The sequence below is a fragment of the Nibrella saemangeumensis genome (genome assembly GCF_039541915.1).
GTDB classification, from domain to species: Bacteria; Bacteroidota; Bacteroidia; order Cytophagales; family Spirosomataceae; genus Nibrella; species Nibrella saemangeumensis.
This window is the reverse complement of the sequence record NZ_BAABHD010000021.1, coordinates 65387-88474: the sequence shown is the minus strand read 5'-3', so window position 1 is coordinate 88474 and position 23088 is coordinate 65387. Positions and strand designations below refer to the sequence as shown.

General features: G+C 54.3%; 19 protein-coding genes. 8 read left to right on the top strand and 11 right to left on the bottom strand.

Features of this window, described 5'->3' with window-relative positions; all coding sequences use genetic code 11:
- The first annotated feature begins 5 nt into the window (after positions 1–5).
- Entirely contained in the window at positions 6–908 is a 903-nt protein-coding gene (locus tag ABD949_RS07155; protein WP_345242001.1) for a PorP/SprF family type IX secretion system membrane protein, read from the top strand.
- Between the two features lie 11 nt (positions 909–919).
- Here ABD949_RS07155 and ABD949_RS07150 read toward each other — a convergent pair whose 3' ends face one another.
- Positions 920–1711: a DUF3108 domain-containing protein gene (locus ABD949_RS07150; RefSeq protein WP_345241999.1), complete on the bottom strand. Its 792-nt coding sequence runs from the start codon at positions 1709–1711 to the stop codon at positions 920–922.
- A 30-nt stretch (positions 1712–1741) separates the two neighbouring features.
- The gene (locus ABD949_RS07145) at positions 1742–2788 is read right to left on the bottom strand and encodes an aminopeptidase (RefSeq protein WP_345241997.1); all 1047 of its coding nucleotides are present in this window, start codon (positions 2786–2788) and stop codon (positions 1742–1744) included.
- A gap of 159 nt (positions 2789–2947) precedes the next feature.
- On the opposite strand from ABD949_RS07145, the gene ABD949_RS07140 reads away from it, so the two are divergent.
- The 3 genes from ABD949_RS07140 to ABD949_RS07130 all read left to right on the top strand — a co-directional run bounded on the left by ABD949_RS07140 (position 2948) and on the right by ABD949_RS07130 (position 7020).
- Positions 2948–5368, top strand: a complete 2421-nt coding sequence (locus ABD949_RS07140; RefSeq protein WP_345241995.1) for a TonB-dependent receptor domain-containing protein — start codon at positions 2948–2950, stop codon at positions 5366–5368.
- 81 nt (positions 5369–5449) lie between these two features.
- Entirely contained in the window at positions 5450–6121 is a 672-nt protein-coding gene (locus ABD949_RS07135; RefSeq protein ID WP_345242339.1) for a 3-keto-disaccharide hydrolase, read from the top strand.
- Between the two features lie 77 nt (positions 6122–6198).
- Positions 6199–7020 (top strand): SMP-30/gluconolactonase/LRE family protein, encoded by an 822-nt coding sequence (locus tag ABD949_RS07130; RefSeq protein WP_345241993.1) that lies wholly within the window; start codon positions 6199–6201, stop codon positions 7018–7020.
- A gap of 75 nt (positions 7021–7095) precedes the next feature.
- Here ABD949_RS07130 and ABD949_RS07125 read toward each other — a convergent pair whose 3' ends face one another.
- From ABD949_RS07125 to ABD949_RS07100, 6 genes are all read right to left on the bottom strand, one after another.
- Complete coding sequence (locus ABD949_RS07125; RefSeq protein ID WP_345241991.1) at positions 7096–9354, bottom strand: S41 family peptidase; 2259 nt, start codon at positions 9352–9354, stop codon at positions 7096–7098.
- Between the two features lie 71 nt (positions 9355–9425).
- Positions 9426–10070 (bottom strand): TlpA family protein disulfide reductase, encoded by a 645-nt coding sequence (locus tag ABD949_RS07120; protein ID WP_345241989.1) that lies wholly within the window; start codon positions 10068–10070, stop codon positions 9426–9428.
- A 323-nt stretch (positions 10071–10393) separates the two neighbouring features.
- Entirely contained in the window at positions 10394–13612 is a 3219-nt protein-coding gene (locus ABD949_RS07115) for a choice-of-anchor Q domain-containing protein (protein ID WP_345241988.1), read from the bottom strand.
- Between the two features lie 454 nt (positions 13613–14066).
- Entirely contained in the window at positions 14067–14474 is a 408-nt protein-coding gene (locus tag ABD949_RS07110; RefSeq protein WP_345241986.1) for a nuclear transport factor 2 family protein, read from the bottom strand.
- A gap of 52 nt (positions 14475–14526) precedes the next feature.
- Positions 14527–15612, bottom strand: coding sequence for a right-handed parallel beta-helix repeat-containing protein (locus ABD949_RS07105; protein ID WP_345241984.1), 1086 nt, complete (start codon positions 15610–15612; stop codon positions 14527–14529).
- A 390-nt stretch (positions 15613–16002) separates the two neighbouring features.
- Complete coding sequence (locus ABD949_RS07100) at positions 16003–17943, bottom strand: helix-turn-helix domain-containing protein (protein ID WP_345241982.1); 1941 nt, start codon at positions 17941–17943, stop codon at positions 16003–16005.
- 210 nt (positions 17944–18153) lie between these two features.
- Here ABD949_RS07100 and ABD949_RS07095 point away from each other — a divergent pair, with 210 nt between their 5' ends.
- The gene (locus tag ABD949_RS07095; RefSeq protein ID WP_345241980.1) at positions 18154–18930 is read left to right on the top strand and encodes a LytR/AlgR family response regulator transcription factor; all 777 of its coding nucleotides are present in this window, start codon (positions 18154–18156) and stop codon (positions 18928–18930) included.
- A gap of 12 nt (positions 18931–18942) precedes the next feature.
- Here ABD949_RS07095 and ABD949_RS07090 read toward each other — a convergent pair whose 3' ends face one another.
- Positions 18943–19185 carry a helix-turn-helix domain-containing protein gene (locus ABD949_RS07090; protein ID WP_345241978.1) on the bottom strand — a complete coding sequence of 81 codons (243 nt, stop codon included), beginning with the start codon at positions 19183–19185 and terminating at the stop codon, positions 18943–18945.
- A gap of 118 nt (positions 19186–19303) precedes the next feature.
- On the opposite strand from ABD949_RS07090, the gene ABD949_RS07085 reads away from it, so the two are divergent.
- The 3 genes from ABD949_RS07085 (at position 19304) to ABD949_RS07075 (ending at position 21196) form a co-directional block, all read left to right on the top strand.
- Entirely contained in the window at positions 19304–20431 is a 1128-nt protein-coding gene (locus tag ABD949_RS07085; protein ID WP_345241975.1) for a sensor histidine kinase, read from the top strand.
- 221 nt (positions 20432–20652) lie between these two features.
- The gene (locus ABD949_RS07080) at positions 20653–20925 is read left to right on the top strand and encodes a hypothetical protein (protein ID WP_345241973.1); all 273 of its coding nucleotides are present in this window, start codon (positions 20653–20655) and stop codon (positions 20923–20925) included.
- Positions 20926–20944: 19 nt separating this feature from the next.
- On the top strand, positions 20945–21196 hold the full coding sequence (locus ABD949_RS07075; protein WP_345241971.1) for a redox-active disulfide protein 2: 252 nt from the start codon (positions 20945–20947) through the stop codon (positions 21194–21196).
- Between the two features lie 76 nt (positions 21197–21272).
- Here the strand turns inward: ABD949_RS07075 and ABD949_RS07070 are convergent, their stop codons facing one another.
- Together ABD949_RS07070 and ABD949_RS07065 are read right to left on the bottom strand one after the other, a co-directional pair.
- Positions 21273–22562, bottom strand: coding sequence for a sensor histidine kinase (locus ABD949_RS07070; protein ID WP_345241970.1), 1290 nt, complete (start codon positions 22560–22562; stop codon positions 21273–21275).
- 3 nt (positions 22563–22565) lie between these two features.
- The gene (locus ABD949_RS07065; protein WP_345241968.1) at positions 22566–23063 is read right to left on the bottom strand and encodes a hypothetical protein; all 498 of its coding nucleotides are present in this window, start codon (positions 23061–23063) and stop codon (positions 22566–22568) included.
- Positions 23064–23088 lie beyond the last annotated feature (25 nt).

The window sequence follows — 23088 nt, the reverse complement described above, 5'->3', positions numbered from 1 at the left end:
AACCTATGACATTCGCTGTTCGTTTTCGCCATATCTTACTTTCTCTGATTCTGCTGATTTGCGCTTCCGACCTGTTTGCGCAGAAAGAAGTGCTGTATTCCCAGTACCTGATTAATCCACTGGCTATTAATCCGGCTTATGCCGGCAGCCGGCAGACGATGCACCTGACGGCTATGTTCCGGCGCAAATGGTTTGGGCTGCGGAATGTTCCCATTACCCAAACCCTGGCGATTGACGGGGCCGTGGGTAATGGTCGCCTTGGCCTGGGACTTCAGGCGCTGAACGACCGGATGAGTATTCTGTCGACAACCGGCGTATACGCCAGTATAGCTTATCGGTTTCCGCTGTCCGAGACATCTGACATTGCCATTGGCGGGCAGGGGGGCGTCAATGTCATGCCGGTGTTTGACCCGACCACCCGAATTGGTCTCAATAAGGCAATTGCCAGCGTTGGCGTAGGCATATATTATAATTCCGAATCGTTCTTCGGTGGTATTTCATTGCCGGAACTGGTCAATCGGGGGTATGAGCTTTCCGGTCAGTTTCTGTTCCAGAACACCCGCCCGCTTTTTATCCAGTTAGGCACCCGGCTCGACATCGCCGAAAATGCCGTACTCGTACCCTCGCTGCTGGTTACGCAGGTTACCGGAAAGCCCATCGGCACCGACCTGAACGCAAAGCTGTGGCTGAACGAACGACTTGGGTTGGGGCTTTCGCTGCGCCGGAACAGCCTGGGTTTGGGATCAATTAATTATATACAGGGAATAGGGGAGTATCAATTATCGCAATTCATCCGCGTTGGGTATATCTACAACTCCAGAACACCAGAAGCACCTAACTCATTTGGCAACAGTGTTCATGAATTTATTTTCCGCTGGGCGCCCAATGCCGAAGGGTTCACCTTTTAAAAAAACAGCGCTTATTTGTAGAATCTTAATTTCTGCTTCAGCCCGGAGTACGCCCGGAGGTCCATCTCCATGGCACCCACCATCAGGTCCACTTCTACCTTAACGGGTACTTTATTAGCATCATCGGATACCCAGATGCGGATGGACTCTTCGCCTTTGAACAGTTTATTCGGTGGCATTACCGGATTAAGTTTAATGACATTGATGCGGCCAAATTTCGTCTTTACCACATCTTTTCCCCGGTAACGGACCCGCATGTTATAGAGTTCCTTGTCGAAGAAGGCCGGGACTTCCAGCGTTTGCCCAATCGACAATTTATTAAAATCAACGGTGCGCAGGTAATAGTAACCGCTGATAACGTCCTGCACGTTGTCGGGGACTTTCATGACATTTTTACCCGCGTTCTCCTCCGACCGCACCAGGTTGTTCTGGTGGTCGAAGGTAACGTTCTCTTCCTTGCGGTGATTTCCTTCCTGAATATTGATGTAGAATTTCTGCGGCACAATCGCCGTGGTATCTATGTAAGATCGCCAGGTGTCGCGGATCCGGGTCACCAGGTCAAAGGCACCCACCGTACGGCCATAAACATTCACCCGGTAGCAGGCCCGGTCGTTAACTTTGTACACCGTCGGGCTAACATCTACCGTTGCCTCCGCAGCATTCAGAAAACTATAATGAACCCGGTATTCAATATGTTCGCCCGGCCCGAAGCTGTTGTTAACCACACGCCGGTACGAGTCCAGGCTTGAAAAACCGGATACCAGTAACGCTGAGATGCCGATAGCTGCAAGTATTCTCTTCATGTCGATTCGTCGTTGGACGTTGATCGTCGTTTACAAAGATGGATAGGTTTCTTTCAGATATGAAAAATAACGCTTAAAATCTCCATTAAATCGCTCCTCAAATTCCGTGCGAAACTGGTTCTGCTGCTTCCGGTATGTCAGGTATCCAACAAAATACGCATTGTTGGGTAGTTTTAGTTTGCCGGTCTTTCGCTTTTTCGTTAACGGCTGAATCAGTTTTGGCTGACCGTCGGTGAGTGTGTCCACCGTTTCAACAATCTGCGTAATCATCACCGTTTTCAGCCGTTGTTTCTCCGAAACCGGAGTCTGCTTGCCAAACGTCCGGTACAAACTATCCAGCTTCCGGGTACCCCGCAGAATATGCTCATCGTAGCGTTCATCGTATTCCCGCTCGGCCAGGTAAGACCGGTAGATTTCCGAATCTGTACCATATTTCTGCGCCATGAACCGCAGCGCTCCGTACTCACCCACAAAGTCAGCCAGGTTTTCGTTGTATTCCAGGCTGTTTTTGATAAACAGGGTGCCGTGCGTCAGCTCATGGATTATCAGTTCTGCCAGCCGACCGACGGGGCGATCCAGCATACTCGACAGGATTGGGTCTTTAAAGAAACCCAGCGTCGACCAGGCCGAAACCTCACCGATCCGCGTATCCAGGCCCGCATTTTTTAAGGCAGCTTCTTCGCGGTCGGCCCGTGGCTTTTCAAAAAAGCCTTTGTAGGAAAACAGGCCTAAGATCGGAAATGACCACTGGTACGCGGCCAGCCGATACGGTTCCGACGCGGTAATGACCCAGAGGATAGGCTGCCCATGCTGCTCGTAATACGTAGTGTAACTACCTGAGGGATTTAAACCTATCGAGTCTACAGCAAAACGCTTGATCTCCTGTATGAGTTCAATTTTACGCTTCAGTGAGTCGGGATAGGCCGGGTCCGCCAGTACCTCTTCAACCGGTTGGGTATTCCACAAAATCCTGAGTTGGCCCTTGGCCTGCATCCAGCCGTAGCTGATTAGTTCACGTTGCCAGATCGCAACGACGAAACAAACAACCAGTAAGCCAGCTATGATTTTTTTCCACATGTACTACCTTATTTGACCCAAAAAACAACAAAAGCGTTTAAACGTGTCCAGCTTATTTATAATTAATCTAAATTTGCGCAAGATTATTACTGCCGAACCGTGGACGACTCTTTACGCTGCGCAAATAAAACCATAATTCTGAAACGACTGCTGCTATTAATGTGCCTGTTAGCCGTTGCCTGTCCGCTCTTCGCTCAGACCTCTGTTCTGACGGGGCAAATCCGGCGGGCCGACAACCAGAAGCCGGTCGAAGATGCCGTGGTTACTACCCAGGACGGTCGTTATAACACGGTTACCGACGCCAGCGGGCAGTACCGGCTGAAGCTCCCAACCGGCACCCATATGGTTGTGGCTTTTGCACTGGGACTGGAAACAACTACGCAGACGGTACTAATCGGCACCGAATCCCAGACGCTCAACTTCAATCTGGGCGAATTGGCCAAAACGCTGGATGAAGTAGTGGTGCAGGCGCAGCGGGAGCGCACCTTCGGTATTACGCGGCTGAAATCGGTAGAGGGTACGGCCATCTACGAAGCGAAGAAAAGTGAGGTGGTGGTGCTGCGCGACCTTACCGTCAACAAAGCGACGAATAACGCCCGGCAGGTTTTTGCCAAGGTAACGGGCCTGAACATCTGGGAAAGCGACGGTGCCGGTCTGCAACTCGGCATCGGCGGCCGCGGCCTGAGTCCCAACCGGACGTCTAACTTCAACACCCGCCAGAACGGCTACGATATTTCGGCGGATGCGCTGGGGTATCCGGAGAGCTATTATACACCACCCGTGGAGGCTTTGGAACGCATAGAGGTGGTGCGCGGAGCGGCTTCGCTGCAGTATGGTACGCAGTTTGGCGGGATGCTCAACTTTCGTTTCCAGCGCGGGCCGAAAGATAAGGCCATTGAACTCACCAGCCGTCAGACTGTTGGTTCGTGGGGCTTTTTCGGCTCGTTCAACAGCGTGGGCGGCACAGTGGCCAACGGCAAGTTAAACTATTACGGCTTCTACCAGCGGAAGCTGGGCAACGGCTGGCGACCCAATTCCGATTTTACCAATAACACCGCTTACGGTGCCATGCGGTATCAGGTAGCGCCGAAGCTGACACTGGGCGTCGAATACACGTATATGGATTACCTGGCACAGCAGCCCGGTGGCCTGACCGACGCTCAGTTTGCCCAAAACCCCCGGCAGTCAATCCGCACCCGCAACTGGTTCAAGGTTAACTGGAACCTGATGGCCGTTACGGCCGACTACCAGCTATCGGAGCGGACCCGGCTGAATACCCGTCTGTTTGGGTTGGTAGCGAGCCGGTCGGCGCTGGGTAATCTGGAGCGGATCAACGTGGCCGATCTGGGTGGTAACCGCAACCTGATCGACGGCGGGTTCAACAACATCGGCAACGAAACCCGGTTGCTGACCCGGTATACGGTGGCGGGTCAGCCGGCCACGTTTCTGGCCGGGGTGCGCTGGTACCGGGGCACTACCACGGCCCGACAAGGTGATGCCAACAATAAATCGGGTGCCGATTTTTACTTTCTAAACCCGACTAACCTGGAGGGCTCCGACTACCGCTTTCCGAATAAAAACGACGCCGTTTTTATCGAGAACATTTTCAACCTGAGTTCAAAGCTGAGTGTTACCCCCGGCATCCGGTTTGAAAGCATACGAACGTTCTCGGAAGGCTACTATAAGCTGCGGGTATTTGACTTTGCCGGTAATCTGCTGGTCGATAATCGCATTGAGGACGACCAGGTACGCCGGCGATCGTTTCCCCTGCTGGGCGTAGGGCTTAGTTATAAACCGACCGATAAGCTGGAGGTATACGGCAACGTATCGCAGAACTACCGGGCCATCAACTTCTCCGATCTGCGCATTGCCAACCCGAACTTCGCCGTAGACCCGAACATCAAAGATGAGCGCGGCTATACCGCCGACCTGGGTATTCGCGGCAGTGCCGAAGATTTCTTCACGTTTGACGTAACGGCCTTTTACATCGCCTACAAAGACCGCATCGGTCTGCTGCTAAAAGCCGATCAGCCGCCCCTGTACCTCGACTACCGCCTGCGAACCAACATCGCTGATTCGCGGAATGTCGGTATTGAAGCCTTTGGCGAGATAGATGTTCCGAAGCTGTTCGGCAACCGGGAGGCTTTGACCGGCTGGTCGGTATTCGCCAATGTGTCGATGATTGATGCCCGCTATATCAACACCAACGACAACACCATTCGGAATAAGCAAGTGGAGCAGGTACCGCCGGTCCTGATTCGCACCGGTTCTACCCTACGGCGTACCTTATCCAATGGCGCAGATCTGTCGGCAACGCTGCAATACGCCTATACCGGTGAACACTTTACCGATGCCACCAACGCCCGCCGAACCTCCACGGCCGTCAACGGTGTAATTCCCGCCTACCAGATTGTTGATTTTTCGGCGGCCTGCCGCTGGAAGTGGCTAAGCCTGGAAGGTACCTGCAACAACCTGCTCGATGCGCACTATTTTACCCGCCGGGCCGATGCCTATCCCGGTCCCGGCATCATTCCCGCCGATGGTCGGGCGTTCTACCTGACAGTGGGTGCGAAGTTCTGATTTGTTTATATTTAGCCGCCAAAAGCTTACCCCTTTAACTTTATGAGGCATTATAAACATATAGTCACCGGTAAACACCTGATGTTGGTGGTTATCCTGCTACTACCATTGCGTTCGGTGGCTCAAACCAGGAGTTTGTTCAATGGTAAAGATTTGAGCGGATGGCATGTAGATGTGCCGGCTATGGACAATAATTCGTCGGTAAGAACGCCCTTTATTGTTCGGAACGGCCTGCTGGTTAGTTTAGGGGAGCCCAACGGGCACCTGATTACCGACGCATCCCACCAGAACTACCGGCTTGAAGTCCAGTACCGCTTTGCCGGGAAGCCGGGCAATTGTGGGGTACTGGTGCATGCCTCTACCCCGCGTTCCCTCTACAAGATGTTTCCCAAATCAATCGAAGTGCAGATGATGCATCAGAATGCGGGTGACTTCTGGTGCATTGTCGAGGATATTACCGTGCCTGAAATGGAAAAACGGCGCGGTCCTAAAGAAAACTGGGGTATTACCGAGGGGAAGGAACGGCGCGTTATCAACCTGACCGATGGTTCAGAGAAGCCCCTTGGTGAGTGGAATACCATGGTTGTTGAGTGCCTGAATGATTCTGTTAAAGTCTGGGTCAATAACGATCTGGTTAATTTCGGCTACAATGCTACCGCCCGGCAGGGACAGATTGCATTACAGGCCGAAGGGGCTGAGGTTGAATTCCGGAAAGTAGAATTGACCCCAATTCGGAAATTGACCGAAGGCTAACGCCTGTTACCTGGCTAGCTTAGCTCTCAAGATTGTTTGCTATCTTTAGCGTATATTTCCCTAACCCCAACTCCTATATGCAAAGTTCTGTAAAAACACTACTCGTATTAGCCGGCCTGCTGAGTGGATTCACCAGCCAGGCCCAGCGGCAACTCGTAAAGCTCTGGGAAAGCGACTCCACCCTGGCTATTCCTGAATCCGTTTTACCGGATAAGGATGTGCTGTATGTCTCCCTGATTGATGGGGCTCCCTGGGATACCGATGGCCGGGGAGGGATTGCCAAACTGGATAGAAATGGTAAGATCCTGAATGCTTCGTGGGTAAGCGGGTTGCACGCCCCGAAAGGCATGGGCATCTGGCGAGGTAATCTCTACGTGGCTGATGTTTCGGAAGTGGCGGTGATTAACCTGGCGACGGGCAAAGTGGACACCAAAATACCGGTACAAGCTGCCACAGGCCTGAACGACATTACGATCGACGACCAGGGCACTATCTATGTATCGGACAGTAAAGAAGGAAAGGTGCATCAGATTAAGAACGGTCAGGCAACGCTCTATTTGAGTGATGCAAAAGGGGTCAATGGTCTCAAATCGGTTGGCCGCGACCTGTATGTACTCAGCAAAGAGGTTGTCAAAGTAGGGCCGGATAAAAAGCAAAGCGTAGTCGGTAACCTGGAGTTAGGCGGAGATGGCATTGAGCCAACAGGCAAAGATGAGTTTATCATCTCCAGTTGGGGTGGTGTTGTGTATCACCTGGCAAAGGATGGTAAGGTTCAAACCTTACTGGACACCCGATCACAGAAAAAGAATACGGCCGATATTGGCTACGATGCTCGCCAGGGTATTTTGTATGTACCCACCTTTATGGCCAAATCCGTAGTGGCGTATCAGTTGAAGTGAAACGGGTGTGCTACTAAGGGACAACAGCAAATGGCTACTCAAACTAATCTCATGGAGCCGTGCTTTGGGTAACATTTATCGCGTTGCTGTCAGTGAGGACTTTTTGATTAACTCAATCGCTTTGTCTAACAGTTCATCACGGCCTTCCCGAATTCCCTGAATCGTAGGCTTTATCTCCAGATCGGGTACGATGCCGATGCGCTGGGTTTCCCGGCCGTCGGGATAATAAACGCCGATGCCGGAAATCATGGTCCGTACATTACCCGGCAGCGGAAACGGAGACACATTGCCGTCTGCTCCGGCCGTCTGGCTGCCGATAACCGTCACATTGGGAGCCGCCCGAAACGCCATTGTGGTGTATTCGGCCTGACTCTGCGTTTCTTCATTGATTAATATGACCACTTTACCGGGAAAATGCGGGACGCCCCTGGAGCCAACCTTCAGTTCTTTTGTCCAGCTAAACAGACCGGGGTTGGAGACCTCTCCTTCGGTGAACTTCACAAACGGCGTCGGGCCGGTATGGAAGAAACTGCCAAGCGTGAACACGATAAATTCAGAGGGATAACAGCGTAAATCGACCACAATGCCTTTGGCGTTCCCGAACGCTTTCTGGATGGCGGGTAGCTGACTGTTTTTTATTTTGGCAGGAAAGATGAAGCCAATGGAGTCGGCCAGCATCCGGTAACTGCTATCCTGCGGATAGGTAGCGTAGTCGATGGCTGTATTTCGGGCCAGCTCGTTGCGTGCATAACGCTTTAGCTCGGTTGTAGATGACGTTCCGGTACGGCTTACTTCCAGCATTACGTTTGCCGTATGACCACGCAACAGGTCGCGGGCCATGTCGCGCAGGCGGGTTGGCTGATTGGAGGCCGGGTAGTACCGGCTCCTGGCGGCTACCCATTGGTCCACCGGAAGGCCGTCGAGTTTGGTGATGATGTCTCCCACTTTCAGCCTTGACGCGCGCCCGGCTGAATCATGGTAATAGCCGGTAACTACTGCCTGATTTTCGATGAACCGGACCTGCACTGGTGAGAGGTACGAGCCGCGCCAGCGTTCGAGCTCCGGAGGGTTGTTCCAGATGTTGGCGTGGGTGTCGTGGACGCGGCCGATGAGCTCCAGATTGACGAGCAGGTACTGCTGGAGGTCGGTGCAGCCGGCAAACTTTGGTATAAAATTGGTAAGAACGGCGTTCCAGTCCTCCTGAATCAGGTGCCGGTAGGGAAAGAAGTACGTAATGATGTTCCAGTAGCGGAACAGGCTCAGCAGGCGCAGGCCCCCATCCGGGTAGGCTATGCCCGCATAACCGTCTTCGTTTTTAAATTCAGGATTACCCACGCCCGGTGCCATCGCGACGTAATAATGCGATTTTGCGTTACGGCCCCGGTAGATCTGATGGAGCTGCCGGCCTAACGTGGGGGCCAGCAGAGTCGGGTCGTTCAGCCAACGCAAATCAGGTTTGAGAAAAGCCTGCTTCAGGGATGTGGTATCCGGACGTCGGGCCGTAGGCAGTGGTCCTAACCGGCTGATCCATTGCTCCAATACGGCACTGCGTTCGGCGGTGGTGCGGGTGTCGAGTACCTTAGGGAGGACGCGAAACAATTCGGCATCCCAATTGTAATCGCCTTTGGCAATGGCGGGGTGGTGGTATTTAAGAAAGCCCCATACCCGACCCAGCACGGCAAGGTTGCTGATTTGCTGCGAAGTAAGCTGGGCGAGCGTAATGCCGGAGCCGTTCCGAAACGCGGTGTCGAGCCCGGCTTTGGTGAGTTTTTCCGGTTTCAGTTTGGCGTTATCAAGGTCACTGCCATTGATACGTATGGTCAGGTCATCGAACCAGGCGGTTCCTGAGCCACTCAGCAGGCCACCAAGGACAATGCGCTGTGCGGCATTGGCCAGGTTTAGCTTGATGGAATACCGTGTCCAGTCGGTGGTGCCTTTGACGCCCCGGTTCTCCATATTGTCGAAAGCCAGCGGGAAATCCGGACCATCAATGCGCAGCCAAAGCCCCGCCCAGCCATTAGCAACCTGACTGGTTTTTACATAGCCAGTGAGTTCAATCTGTTTGCCGGCGTATCTGGCTGGAATCGTTAAACCAACCGCTTTAAATGCCTGCCTCTGATAATTTGCACCGGACTGAATCCGGAGTGCGTACCGGCCCTGGTACCTGACACTTGAATCAAGACTCACCGTATAGCCGGCCTCTGCCCCCATCAGAAACCAGTCGGCCGGGAGACGGGAACTTGCATCAGCTCGGTCAAAATTCAGATTAAAAGATGGTTGGCCCAGTGCGATAAACGGGGATAGCCACAGTAGCAAGGGAAGCAGGTGTTTCATCCGGCTGAGAATGGGTAAGGCATTAACAGCCAAAATACGGTTCTTATCCCTGAATCACAACCCTGGCGCAGCTATCTTTTCGTAGATCGGGCGAGCGAGTCGAGGTACTGCCGGAATTCAGCGGTATCGTAATTGAACATGCCTTCCATGCGCTGGGCAATGCGGCCGTCGGGGGCCAGGATCAGCGTGGTGGGTATGGCTTCGGTGGCAAAGTCGCTGGGCATGGGGCCGGCCGGTACGTAAACGGGGAAGGTAAATTTGTTCTGCTCGATATACTTACGGGCCTTCTCCGGACTGTCATCCAGCGACAGCATCACAAACGCTACCTTGTTTTTATCGACCGACTGATACAGCTTCTCAATGGAGGGCATTTCGGCCCGGCAGGGCGGGCACCAGGTCGCCCATTGATTCAGAAAAATTACTTTTCCGGCAAGGCTATTGAACGCTACGGTTTTGCCATCCAGACTGGATAAGGTAAGATGGTACGGTGGTCCAGATGCGGCCGGAGCCGGTTGTTCGGCCGGGCTTACGGTAACGGCCGTTGTCGGCACATCCGGCTCTGGCGCCCGGGCATCTTTAAGCCCGGTTTTCAGAAATACCTGCTGAATGCCTCCGCGAAGGGTGGTACCCAGTTCCGTAAAGAATAAGACCAGGATCAGTACCGCAAACACCCCGTAGGTGATCCAGCTTTTCTTGTTCGCAGGCGTAGTACTCATGGCTCGTTGCGTTTACCGTTTAGCCTATAAACCACCATACCGGGTAATCGGTTCAGGGCAGGGGGCAGTTGGCAGTTAGCAGTGGGGAGGCTTGTGAGGGGCAACTGTCCGGTAAGGACAAGCGGTTTATAGTAGCTGCCGTTGTGGGCGATGTATACCTGCCTCGTCGAGGCCAGCCTTGATAGGGCTTGTGCCTACAGCACAGTGAAGACGCCCACGAACAGGTTTTCTATAACCGTCGGCTCCTGCGGAGCGTGCAACAGAGAACCTGCGGCCGCATTTCTGCCTACTGCTAACTGCCAACTGAGAACTGCCCCCCGTTCCTACCGCTTCAGCACCCGCCGGCGGCTGAGTACGCCTGCCGGAGTCTCCACCTGCAAGAGGTACACGCCCGTGGACAGGTGCCCTACCTCCGCCCGCAGGTGGCCCACACCGGCTACCGGCTCTACCCACCAGCTACCCCGCTGCCGACCCTGCACGTCCACCAGGGTCAACTGCGCCTTACCGCTCAGACCCTGCACCTCCACCACCAGCGTCTGCTCCACCGGGTTGGGTAAAATCACTACCTGCACGCCTTCGGCAGTGGGCTCCAGGCCGCCGGTCTGGCGGGCGTTCTTGCCGTTGGGGTCGTGGATCACAATCGAGCCACCGCCGATCTGGGTGCTGGGGTCGGCCGTGTCGTCGGCTCCGTACTGGTTGTCATACATGGTCTGGTTGCTGCTGGTCTGCCAGATCTTGATGCGGAAGCGGTCGGGGCCTTTGGTTTTGTTGAGGTCACCGTCGGTGGCCGTCAGCATGAAGCCGTAGCCGCTCTGGCCGTTGACGCTGCCCGTGCCCTTGAACTGAGCTTTGCTGCCGGCCACCACCAGCCACTCGTAGGCCGTGCTGCGGAAGTCGAGCCCCCCGGCTTTAAACTTGAACTCGGTGTTGCCCGTGGGCACGGTCCTGCCTTTCTGGTACTTGGACTCAAAGCCGAAGTTGGCCTTGCCACCCACCTGCATAAAGGTGCAGGAGCCGCAGGTGGTGGTACTCACTACGGGCGAATCGATCCAGCCGCCCCCGGTGACAAAGCCCGCCGAAGGGTCATAGACCACCACGTACTGCGGGGGCGACGCGGCCGCACTGCTCAGTCCGCAGTAATTTCCGATGCGCACGGAGATGGTGTAGACGCCCGGCCCGGCATAGGTGTGCCTCTGGGGGGCAGCGGGATTGCTGACGATCTGGTCGGCGGTGGCATCACCCCAGGTGATGGTGGCGGAGGTGACGTTGGTTTCGGTATAGCTGATGGTCAGCGTAACTGGAGTGGTAATAGCAACGGGGGCCAGGGGTGCTTTAACGACCGGCAGCTCGGGGGTGGTGCAGGGCGTACCCTGGAACTCAACAGCCCCCATGTCTATCTGGCCGCCCACGATGCGGGGATTACCGGCCAGGTCGGTAGCCGGTCCACCCACAGCCGTATAACTGGCCAGATCACCGGCGTTGATGGCGGGTGAGCCGGTGGCAAGCTCGACACTGCTGGCAGCGGCAAAGGGGGAGGTGGTGGTGGTCAGGTTGGTAGGGTCAGTGGGATACCCTGTCACCGAGGCCTCCAGCAGGCTGTAGCGCACCGATATACTGGCATTGCCTTCGCTGACAAAGATGTTGGCCGCTCCGTTGTGCCAGAGAACTGAATTGATTAGCACTGGACTAGAGGTGCCGTTCATCCCATAATTGTACATCGCCCCGCCACTGGTCGCCGAATTGTTCTGAAACGAGCAGTTGGTCAGTTGAGGAGTAATGCTGCCTGAAAGGGGGGCAAAATTGTACATCGCTCCGCCATAGACAGAAGCCGAGTTTCCAACAAACGAGCAGTTAGTCAATTGAGGAGTAATGCTGCCAGAACCCCCATTGTATATCGCCCCGCCACCTGAAGCTGAGTTGTTCTGAAACGAGCAGTTGGTCAGTTGTGGGCTACTGCTGCCTGAATTGCCTGCACTATTGTACATCGCCCCGCCACCTGGAGCTGAGTTGTTCTGAAACGAGCAGTTGGTCAGTTGTGGGCTACTGCTGCCTGAATTGTCTGCATAATTGACCATCGCCCCGCCAGCTGAAGCTGAGTTGTACTGAAACAAGCAGTTGGTCAGTTGTGGGCTACTGCTGCCTGAATTGCGTGCATAATTGCCCATTGCACCACCTTGTGCGGAACCTTGTGCGGAAGATCGCGTAGCCGAGTTGTACTGAAACGAGCAGTTACGGAAGCTGGGACTGCACACCTGGCCAGCAGAGGTACTCATGTTGTACACCCCGCCACCAATATTGTCGGGAAAGGCTCCATTGGCGTTGCCACCCGTGATGACAAAGCCATCGAGCACGGCACTGCTGGTCAGTCCCGGTCCATTATAGATGACATGATAACTGTTTTCAGAACGGCTGGCCTCATCGCCCACCACATCATTACCCAGCAAATCGCCACTGAGCGTGGTGCTGCTGGGACTGCCGGGGCGGCCATCCGTGGTTACGGGGTTGATAGCCGGGCGCTCAGCCAGGCTACTTTCGTTGCCCACAAAGCCGCCGTAGATGGCTACGTTGTTCTTCATCTGAAAGCTTACGGTGCGGGCTGTTGTACTGGTGGGCTTGTAGACGCCGGCTGCTACCCAGATTTCGGTCAGGTTCTGGCTACAGGGGTAGTTCAGGGCGCTTTGCAGGTCGGTGAAGGCGTGTTCCCAGTTCTGCCCCGAGTTGTCTCCCGTAGCATTGGCTTTGACGTACAGCCGCGTGGGAGTCTGGCAGGTAATATCGGCGCTCACCTCAGCACTGTTGACGCTGGTGAGGTCGTTGGGGTTGTTGCGCAGGTTCTCAAAAGCCGGGGTAGTATCGTCCATGTGCGCCGGGGTGAAGGTGCGTACTACAAAATAGTGTTTGCCTTCCGGCAGACCCGTCACCCGCAGGCGGTTGGCTGTTTTGCCGCCTGAGTTGGCCGTGGTGCCCAGCGAAACGTAGGGGCCACCCGGTGTTTGCGATGCAAGCACCTCATAGTAACCGCCGTCGGCCTGGTAGGCAATGGGCGTCCATGTGAGGGTAGCGCCATAGGCTCCGCTGGGCGTAACCTTTACGTTGGTGGGGGGTACCGTCTGGGTGTTGCGCCATTCCGGGTCGAGGTCGTCGATGGTGCCGGGCGGAGTGTTCACCACATCGAACTTATTGTAGCGCAGGTAGACCTGGCCGGTGGCGTTGCGGATGTAGTCGGGCAGAACGCCGTCGAGCTGGTTGCCGTTGAGCCATAGGTTTTTGGACGAAGCCCCCGTAACAGGCAGCGGGCCGCTGAGGTTGGTCTGGCTGAGCCGCACGCTGGTGGTGTTGGTGAACGACACCATGCCGGTGGTAACTGGTCCGTTGATTTTGGTGCCCGACAGCGAGATAATGGCGAGATTTGGGGAGCGATCCGGACTGATGTCGTTAGGGAACATGCCGGTGAAGGGACCGGTGATGCCCGGGTTATCATCAAGCCTCAACACGGTTAAAAACTCCACCATGATGCGAGTTGGAGGAGTTGAAATCAACATGGTACTGCTCAACGTTGTAAAGCTGCTCGTTGGGACTGGATCTAAGTAACATTTTGATATGCGGAATGTACTTAACCCGTCTAACCTGTTAAGAATCGGTGGCAGAGGGATAGCGCTTACCTCAGGAGTGTTGTTAAAATTTTTAGTTCCACAAACAAGATCTAGCGCAGTTATCCTGTTTTGAAAGCAAGTGACACCATTCCAGAATTCTTCCGAGTTGCAAGGGCTAACATCGGTAGGCCAATCAAATACCGAGCCCCACCCGAAATTACTACTATTTCTCATTGCATCCATTATGACCAGATCATTACTCTGGGCCTGAGCGGTAGGGCTGCTGAGCCAGAGTAGTAGCAGTAAAGCCAGCGTGGCCCGGCCTACGGAAAGGGTTTGTCGGAGGCTGGACATCAGTAAAGAGTAAGACATAGAGGTACGTTAATTGATAAAGGGTGAAACATTAATACGTGTATTGCCGGGTAATGCGGCCGTTTTCGATGGTATAGATCATACAGACCGGCCGGGGCGATCCCTGGCTGAGCCGGCCCTCGACCACTACATGGTGCTCATAGGCCGCGTAGAGCTGCGTAATTTCCAGATGGTAGCCCCGGTAGGCCGCTACTACCTCGCCGGGGGTTTGCTCTACCTCCTGGTAGCGCGTATGAGGGCCTTTGTAGCGCACGCGTTCGGCGTAGAGTTGGGACACGCCCGCCCAGTCGTGCTGGTTGAGGCCGGCCTGGAGTTGCCGCACCACCCGGATGTTTTGCTGCTGCACCGTTTCGAGGTCGGCAGGTCCGGCTGGCGTGCAGGCTGTAAGCAGACCGGCCAGCACCAGCCCGGCCGGATAGAGCAGGAAGGAATGTTGCATAGCAAACAGCGTTTAGAATCAGCGAAAAGTAGCCCATACCGGCCGGCTGGACTTAGTTTATTGTTTCAGAAACTTGGTCTATTGTGCCAAATACCTGGTCTATTGTTGCCTGGGAGCGGGTGTCGTCGCTAAAGATGGTACAGTTGCCCTGGTTGTTGCGGAAGGTGCAGTGGAACAGGCTGGGGCGGGATAAAAAGAAGCTGGCGATAGCGGCTCCCCTGGCCGCGTTGTCGGTGAAGCGGCAGTTGACCAGCGCCGGGCTGCAGGCGTTGAGGTTATACAGCCCCCCGCCGGCCAGCGCCGTATTGGCCCGGAACTGGCAGTCGGTCAGTCCCGGACTGGCGTTGGTGTTGTTGAACATAGCCCCGCCCAGCCTGGCCGTGTTGGCCGTGAAGCTGCAACCCAGCAGCTCCGGACTGCACGATGAGAGGTTGTACATACCCCCACCGGCAAAAGCCGTATTGGCCGCAAAGCGGCAGTTGATGAGCGAGGGATTGGCGTAGTAGTCGTTGTACATTCCCCCACCGGCACTGGCTGCCGTGTTGCCCACGAACAGACAGTTGACCAGTTCGGGGCTGGAGCCGTGGTTGTACATCCCTCCGCCCAGGTCTGAGTTCACCCCGGTGCTGTCGCCGGCATTACCGCCGGTGATTACAAAACCGTCCAGTATGGCCGTATGGTCGAGACCGGTGCCGTTGGGGTGGTAAAAGACATGGTAGCTATTGCCGGTGGGGGTACCGTCGCCGTCGATATCACCGCTGAGGGTAGTAGAGGAAGGATGGCCCATCAGCGGATCAATCAACGGACGTTCGGTCAGGCTCGTTTCGTGGCCGGCAAAGCCGCCGTAGATGGCTACCTTGTTCTGCATCCGGAAGCCGGCGTTGCGGTCGGTTTGGGTTTGGGTCGGCAGGTAGGTGCCGGCCGCCACCCAGACCTGGCCGCCCCCGGCTGTGGCTACGGCATTGATGGCGTGCTGGAGGTTGTTGGTAGCGCTGGCCCAGCTACGTCCATCGCCCGAACCACCGGGTTTGACGTAGCGGATGGTGGGCGAAGTGCCGGGCTGAGCCATTCCTGGCCAGGCTAGTATAGAAGAACCGAACAGCAGGGGCAGCAGGAGGAAGGTAAGACGTAGCAGCATACTAGTGAGCGGTTTGTGTTTTGCAAACTTCGCCCATAGCCCAAAAAAGCTGTTCGTCTATTGTGCCAATAACTTGGTGTATTGTTCCTGAACTTAGTCTATTGTTCCAAAGAGTTTGTCTATTGTTGCAGGGGGCAGTTAGCAGTGGGCAGTGGGCAGAAAAGCGGCCGCAGGTTCTCTGTTGTACGCTCCGCAGGAGCCGACGGTTATAGAAAACCTGTTCGTGGGCGTCTTCACTGTGCTGTAGGCACAAGCCTATCAAGGCTGGCCTCGACGAGGCAGGTATACATCGCCCACCACGGCAGCTATTATAAACCGCTTGTCCTTACCGGACAACTTCTCCTTACAAACCTGCCTGCTTCAATCTGCCAACCGCCTACTGCCAACTGCCTACCGTAATCCATACCGGCGCAGAATGTCCTGGAATACCGGATCGCGGTGGTAGGGGCGGAAAGGCGGAAACAGCAGCAGGTCTTTGTAGATGTAGCCTTCGTCGGCGGCCTGTTTAAGGGAGCGAAGGCAATTGGCGCGGTCATTCAGGCCGGCATACACCACGGCTTTCAGGTACAGGTTCCGGGCCGGGGTGTCGGGGGTATCGGCCAGGTAAGCGCGGGCGCGGTCGGTCTTGCCCTGCCGGGCTTCGCAGTAGAGCAGAGACGGTACATGGTTGGTGTATTGGGGATTCAGTTGTATCGCGTGCTGCATGGCGGTTTCGCCCAACCGGTAGTCGCTTTTTATCATGGCACAGAGGCCACGGGCGAAGTGGTACAGAAAGGAGTCGTTAAACAGGAGCCGGTTGCTGTCGAGGCATTGGTCGGCCAGGTCGAAGCGCCCGGCATAGGCGCAGTTGAGGGCGTGGCCGGCTGCGATAACCGGCCCGAGTGGGTCAAGTTCGAGGGCTTTGGTGCTGTAGGAGATGGCTTCGGCGGGCCGGCCCAGCGCCCGCAGCAGCAGGCTGTACCAGTAGTTGGCCTGGGCATCGTTGGGGTTATAGCGCAGGGCCTGCCGGAAAGCGGCATCAGCTTGTTGCCACTGGTGCAGGTCGCCATACAGACTGCCGAGCGCTCCGTAGGCCAGGCTATTGGTGCTGTCGAGTTGCAGGGCCTGCCGGGCGTACTGCAACCCCTGCTGGTAGATGGCCTGATCGGTCGTATAGCCCAGATTCCCCAGCAACTCATACCCCGAAGCTTTGTAAGCGTAGGCGTCGGCATAGTCGGGGTCGTGCGTGAGCGCTTCATCCAGTTTTACTAAACTGGCCCGGATGTTAGCTTCGGAACGGGTAGTCAGTAACTGGCGGCCTTGCAACATCGCATTGTAAGCGGCCAGGCTGGTGGTGTGCCGGCGCGGGGTGGCCCGGTTGGTGGGCCGGCTCAGTTGCTGCAGCACCTCCTGATTCATGCGGCTGGTGATCCGGAACAGGTCATTGTAAGCTCCTTCGTAGGTTTTCGACCACAGCCGGATGTCGTCGCGGGTGCGAAGCAGTTCCAGTTTTACCTGCAGCCGATCGCCGTTTTTCAGCACGCTGCCCTTAAGCAGGTGGCCCACCTGCAGTTCGTCGCCGATCTGCCAGACGGTTTTTCTGGCGTCCTTATACTGGTCGGACGAGGTACGGGCAATCACCTTGAGCCCTGCTGCCAGCGACAGTTCGGTGTGCAGGTCGTCCATGATGCCGTCGACCAGGTAGTCGGTATCGGCCGGACCCATGTTCCGGAAGGGCAGCACGGCCACGGAGTTGCGGTTGGCCGTCGAGGGCGCAGCCGCTGGCGGTTGCGCCAGAAACTGGTACACCAGCCATCCGCCCAGTCCGGCCAGCAGCATCAGCCCGGCCCACCAAAACCGGCGGCTGGTTATCCGGCTGGCAAGTGGCTGTTTGGCCGGTAGAACGGGCGTGGCAACAGTTAATATGTCCGAAGCGTGGCCGGCCGGGGTGGGTGTTTCCGGGTCTGGGGATGTATCGGCAATGGTTTCCGGGTTAGCGAAAGACTCAGGAATAGCGTCGGGGCCCTTCCGGCGCAGGCCGGAAGGGCTGATACCGAACTGCTGGGTAAAGTATTTGCTGAAGTTCTGGGGATTATCGAGCCCCACGCGGTCGCCCACTTCGGCAATGCGCAGGTCGGTGGTGGTCAGGAGCTGGTAGGCTTTGTCGAGCCTGATCTTGCGGATAAAGTGGGTTGTCGACAGATCGGTCTGTTCTTTCACCAAGCGGTGAAGCTGGGTACGGCTGACCCCCATCTGGCGGCAGAGCGAATCGATAGACAGCGAGGGGTCTTCGAGGCTCACCTCGATGTAGTGGGTAAGCTTGTCAAGAAAAGCGCGATCAGCACCAATCATACATTGAGTCAGCAGCAGGAGGGAGGGCAAACAGGCCCCGCTTAGGCCTAAAGCAAACCTAAAGATAGGCTTTTTTATAAAAAACAGCACATTTTCGTGACAGGTAGCTACGAAGAAAGTCCAGCACCTTTCTTCTGTGCTCCTTTATTAAAAATATTTGTGCCATTTTTACTACAAAGGCCCTCACACCCTATTTTCGACAACTTGTTTATGTCCGAAAAACTTACCTGCTATCTGATTGATGACGAAGGGAGCGCACACCATATCATGACCAAATACATTGAGCGGGTGCCGTATCTGAGTTTGCTCGGCAAAAGCACGGATCCATTCGATGGCCTCGACAAGGTGCAGGAACTCCGGCCTGATATTTTGTTTCTGGACGTTGAAATGCCTTATATGACGGGTGTTGAGTTTTTGCGGTCGCTGCCACACCCCCACCCGGTTGTGGTTATGGTTACGGCTTCGCCCCAGTTTGCCGCCGAGACCTACGGCTTCGAGTCGGTCGTACACTACCTGCTCAAACCTGCCGGTTTCGATAAGTTTCTGGAGGCCATCAACCGCGTGACCAAACGGCTGGGCTTTGTGGTAGACCCCAGCGCTCCCATACCCACACGTCCGCCTGCCAAACGGCAGTTGATGGAAAATACGGATCCCCGCGAAAACGTACCGTATTTCCTGATCAAGACCGATAAAAAGCTGGTGCGCGTGGCCCCGGCCGATATTGTCTTTGCCGAGGGTATGAAAGATTATATCCGGCTGCAGCTTACCGATCAGTTGCTCATCACCCACATGACCATGAGCAGGCTGGAGGAGATGCTGCCCCCCTCGCAGTTTCTGCGGGTGCACCGGTCGTTTATTGTGCGCATGCAGGCCATCAAAGAAATCGACGGTAACCTGATTACCACCATCGACGGGCAAAAACGCGTACAGATTGGCGTGACCTACCGCGAATCCGTTATTGAGAAGCTGACAAAAAACAGATTGTAAGTTTATAGTACCTCAGGCTACCTGCTTTTGAACGGCCGTGATAACCAGTTCCTGCAGGTTCAGGTTGATGAGGTCCATCAGACTGATGCCGTACAGAGCCGATACCTGCTGTAGCACGCTCAGGGTAAGTTCGGTACGGCCGGTTTCTTTTTTGCTGTAAGCGGCCTGACTCACACCGAGGTGAAAGGCAACATATTCCTGCGGATAGCCGTGAATTTCGCGTAGTTTGCGGAGTTTGAGTGCAATCGGATTCATGTCAGAGCTATTTATCAGATTTGGATCGTTCGACGGGTACAAAAGAAATTGACGCCGGTGCTCCCCAAAACTTATTTCGACCAATGCCCTGTTTTTTTCGACCAATGTCGCAGAATCTATGATTAATAACGTTACGCAACCCCGGCGACTTATCAGGGTCGGTACCCATCTGCTGTTCTGGCTAAGTTTGTACGCCTTTGAACGGTACTATTTCAGCCCAAGTCTGCTAAAAGACAATGAAACCGTTGTTACCTGGGCATCGGTATTGTCTTTTCTGCAAACGATAGCCATTTATTACAGCATCGGTTACGTGGCTTATCCCAAATTCCTGTATCGGAAACGCTACGGCGTGTTTCTGCTGATGCTGGGCGTAATTTTTCTCCTGATCTATCAGACTAATCGCGTTCAGTTTACTTTTTTGGTGACCTTATCGGGCGACTCCCCCATTCGTTCCGATGCATATGTGCCGAAGATAGCAGCGATGCTCACCGAGGCAGGCTGGTTCGGTTGCTTCACCAGCCTGCGCGTTTTTTTCTGGAATTATGCCTACAGTTTTTTTGTGCCTACCATTATTCTGTTCATCAAAGCCGTGAATGATGTCTTCAGGTATCAGCAGCGCCTGCGCATATCCGAACGTGAGCGATACGCGCTGGAATTAAGTTTTCTGAAATCTCAGGTTAACCCCCACTTTCTGTTCAACACCCTCAACAGCGTCTACGGGCGCGTCTTCGAGACGGACGAACAGGCCGCCGATCTGGTACTGCGCCTGTCGGAGCTGATGCGGTACAACCTGTATGAGGCCGATGGGCCACGCATTAGCCTAGAAAAAGAACTGGCCTACATCCAGAATTACCTCGATCTGGAACGCAACCGCCTGCAAGGCGAAGACGTGCTGATTGAGTATGAGCAGGAGGGTGATCCGGCATCATACCAGATTGCGCCCCTGCTGCTGATCGCTTTTGTTGAAAATGCGTTTAAGCACGGCATCAAAGGAGCCAGTGGACCGGCTTTTGTGCAGGTAAGGGCGGCTATTCAGGCCGACACACTCCGGTTTATGGTAGAAAACAGCGTTCCGCTCCAGCGCCGTCGGCCGGATCAGCCGGTGGATAGTAAGCGAAGGGGTGGGGTTGGCTTACTTAACGTAAAACGCCGGTTAGACGCTATATACCTAATGGCGTATGATTTATCGGTCACTGCTGGTGAGTATACCTACCGGATTGAACTGGCCGTAAGGCTGACCAACTGATTCGACCAATACCTGACGACGAAATTGGTCGAAAAAAACAGCTCATTGGTCGGAATACAGGCTGGTGTTTGTCGAAATTAGTTGAATGGCCCCTACCGCAGGGACTATCTTTGATACCATCCATCCAGGGGAAACGTCGTTGGCAACATTCCAGCCAGAGGATCTAAGCCTGTTACAGACTTGAGTTAACCGCACTGACTAGTTAAAACTATTAGTAGACTATGACCAATCTCTTTTCTTCCAAACCATTGTCTGAGCTGACGATTGACGAACTTTATAAAAAGGAGAAATTTCTCAGTACAGCTAAGAAGGTAATGATCGCCGTCATGATACTGGCAACCGTAGGCACTCTCATTCGTATCTACCTGAAAGCCCATTTTCCTGGTGATTCAGGTTTGCTAATTATGTCCTTACTGTTAAGTGCTTTAGTAACGGCTAACCAGAAGAAAGTCACCGACGAGATTAACTCACGCGCTGAGTCAAAAAGTAATTAGTAAAATACATTCTCCCATCATGAAAAAAGATAGCCTTAAAGAGAAGAGTACCGAAGAGCTGCTCAAATTGCAAAAAACGGCTTTAGTAGCAACAAGCGCCTTTGCGGGAGTACTCGCCATGCTTTTTGTGATGATCGTTTATCTGACAGCCAAAGACAAGTTTACGCCCCTGGTGGCTGTACCTTTTGGGTTACTACCCATTCTCGCCTTAAATGTCGTCAGCCTGAAGAAAATCAGACAAGAGCTCAACGCCCGGAAAACATCCCTCTGAAAAGCATATGGCCGGCCAGACCTTATATGCTGCCCGCATTCGGTTGAATAAAGTGACTGGTCTGAGCGCCGACTCCTCAAATCCTGATCCCAAACTCTGTCCAGCCGTCGGCATTGGTTTTGAGCGAGAAGGTGAAACCGTGGTTGAGCAGAATTTCTCGGGTGAGGGTCAGGCCGATGCCCTGGCCGTCGGGTTTGCTGCTGAAGAAGGGGTCGAACAGCTTCATCTCCAGGTCTGGGCTGATGGGTTTGCCGTTGTCGCGGATGATGAGTTGGTGGTCGTTGGAAATGACCTCGATGGTGTTGCCGGGCTGACAGGCTTCAATGGCGTTCTTCAGCACATTGACCAGCACCTGCTCCATCTGCTCGACATCAATGGCTTTTTCAATCGGATAGGCGGCCAGCGAGTACCGCACCGTGAGGCCTCTGGCTTCGGCCTGGGACTGCATCAGCCGGGTTACGTTGCGGGTCAGTTCGTTCAGATCGGCAAAATTCCGCTGGGGAAGAGGCAGGCGTACCACATCGGCAAACCGGCGCATGAAGTGGTTGAGCCGGTCGTTGCGCTCGATGGCAATGTGGAGGGCATCTTTTAATTCCGGATAATCGGTATCCTGCAGATACGACTGCGTAACGTCGAGGATAGAGTTGATGGCCCCGATGGAGTTATTTACCTCGTGGGCCATCATCCGGATTACTTTGCTATAAGCTTTCTTTTCGGTCTCCAGAATTTCGCTGGTCAGCTCTTCGAGCATCAGGAACGAACGCCGGAAACCCCGGTCGATAAAGTGTGATTTGAACACCCGGTAGGTTTCAATACCGCTGATTTTAACTGTCTGGGGGGCGTCGGTGTCCAGACTGGCTAACTGCTCCAGCAGGGGGTGGTTTACCTCCGCCAGTGAGCGGCCTAGCAACTGCTCCGGCCGGAGCCGGAGCAGGTCAACAGCTTTGGAATTCACCTGCGCAACGCGGTCATCAAAATCCTGAATCAGAATGGCAATGGGAGAGGCCTCAATGAGCTTTTCCAGAAAAAACTGCTGCTCCATCTGTTTGGTACGCTCGGTACGTAACTCGTCAATCATGAGATTATACACCTGAATCAGTTCATCCACTTCGCTGTTGCCCGTAGGAACAAACTTGATGGTAAAGTCCTTGTCTTTAATGGCTTCAATACCCGACGAAATAAACTGGGAAGGCTGTCCGAAAGCCCGGTAAATTCGTATAGTAACCAGAATAGATAACAGGACAAAGACTTCCGAAATGATGAATAAGACTTCATTTTCCCCAAGCCATCGGAAGATCAGGTAGATGAGTACCAGGTGAATAAGGGTAATAAACAGAGCGTACTGGATCCGGAGCGGCAGTCTCATGAATTACTGCTTATCGAGGACTACCGTTTCGGTTTCTTCCGGCCCCTGCATCTTCCGGCTTACGACGATGGTCATTACCTTACCATCTTCAGAAACGTTGATCTTGCGATTAAAATAACCGGCATCACCCATTGACCAGTTGATTACCAGGTCGTTGCCATTCCAGTTGGCCGTGCTTTTAATCTGATTCGGTCCCATGCTGTTGGTACTTTCCTGACCATCCAGCGTGTATTTCATGTCCATTTTCTCATCACCGTTCGGGGTACCTACGGTCAACTGCTCAGTGAGGGCCTGGCCCTGCTGATTCAGGACTATGGTAATGTTATCAGGACCGCCACCGGTAAATTTACTCTTGGCCTGGTTCAGCTTCCAGGTGCCATTAACGCTGGGCTTATCCTGTGCCAGGGCCAGCGAGCTGCATACGACAAATGTAATGACCAGAGCAAGTAGCGATTTCTGCATTGACCGGATGGTGTGGAGTGGTGTTGTGTACAGTTTCATAGTTATTGTTTGATTAGGATGGTGA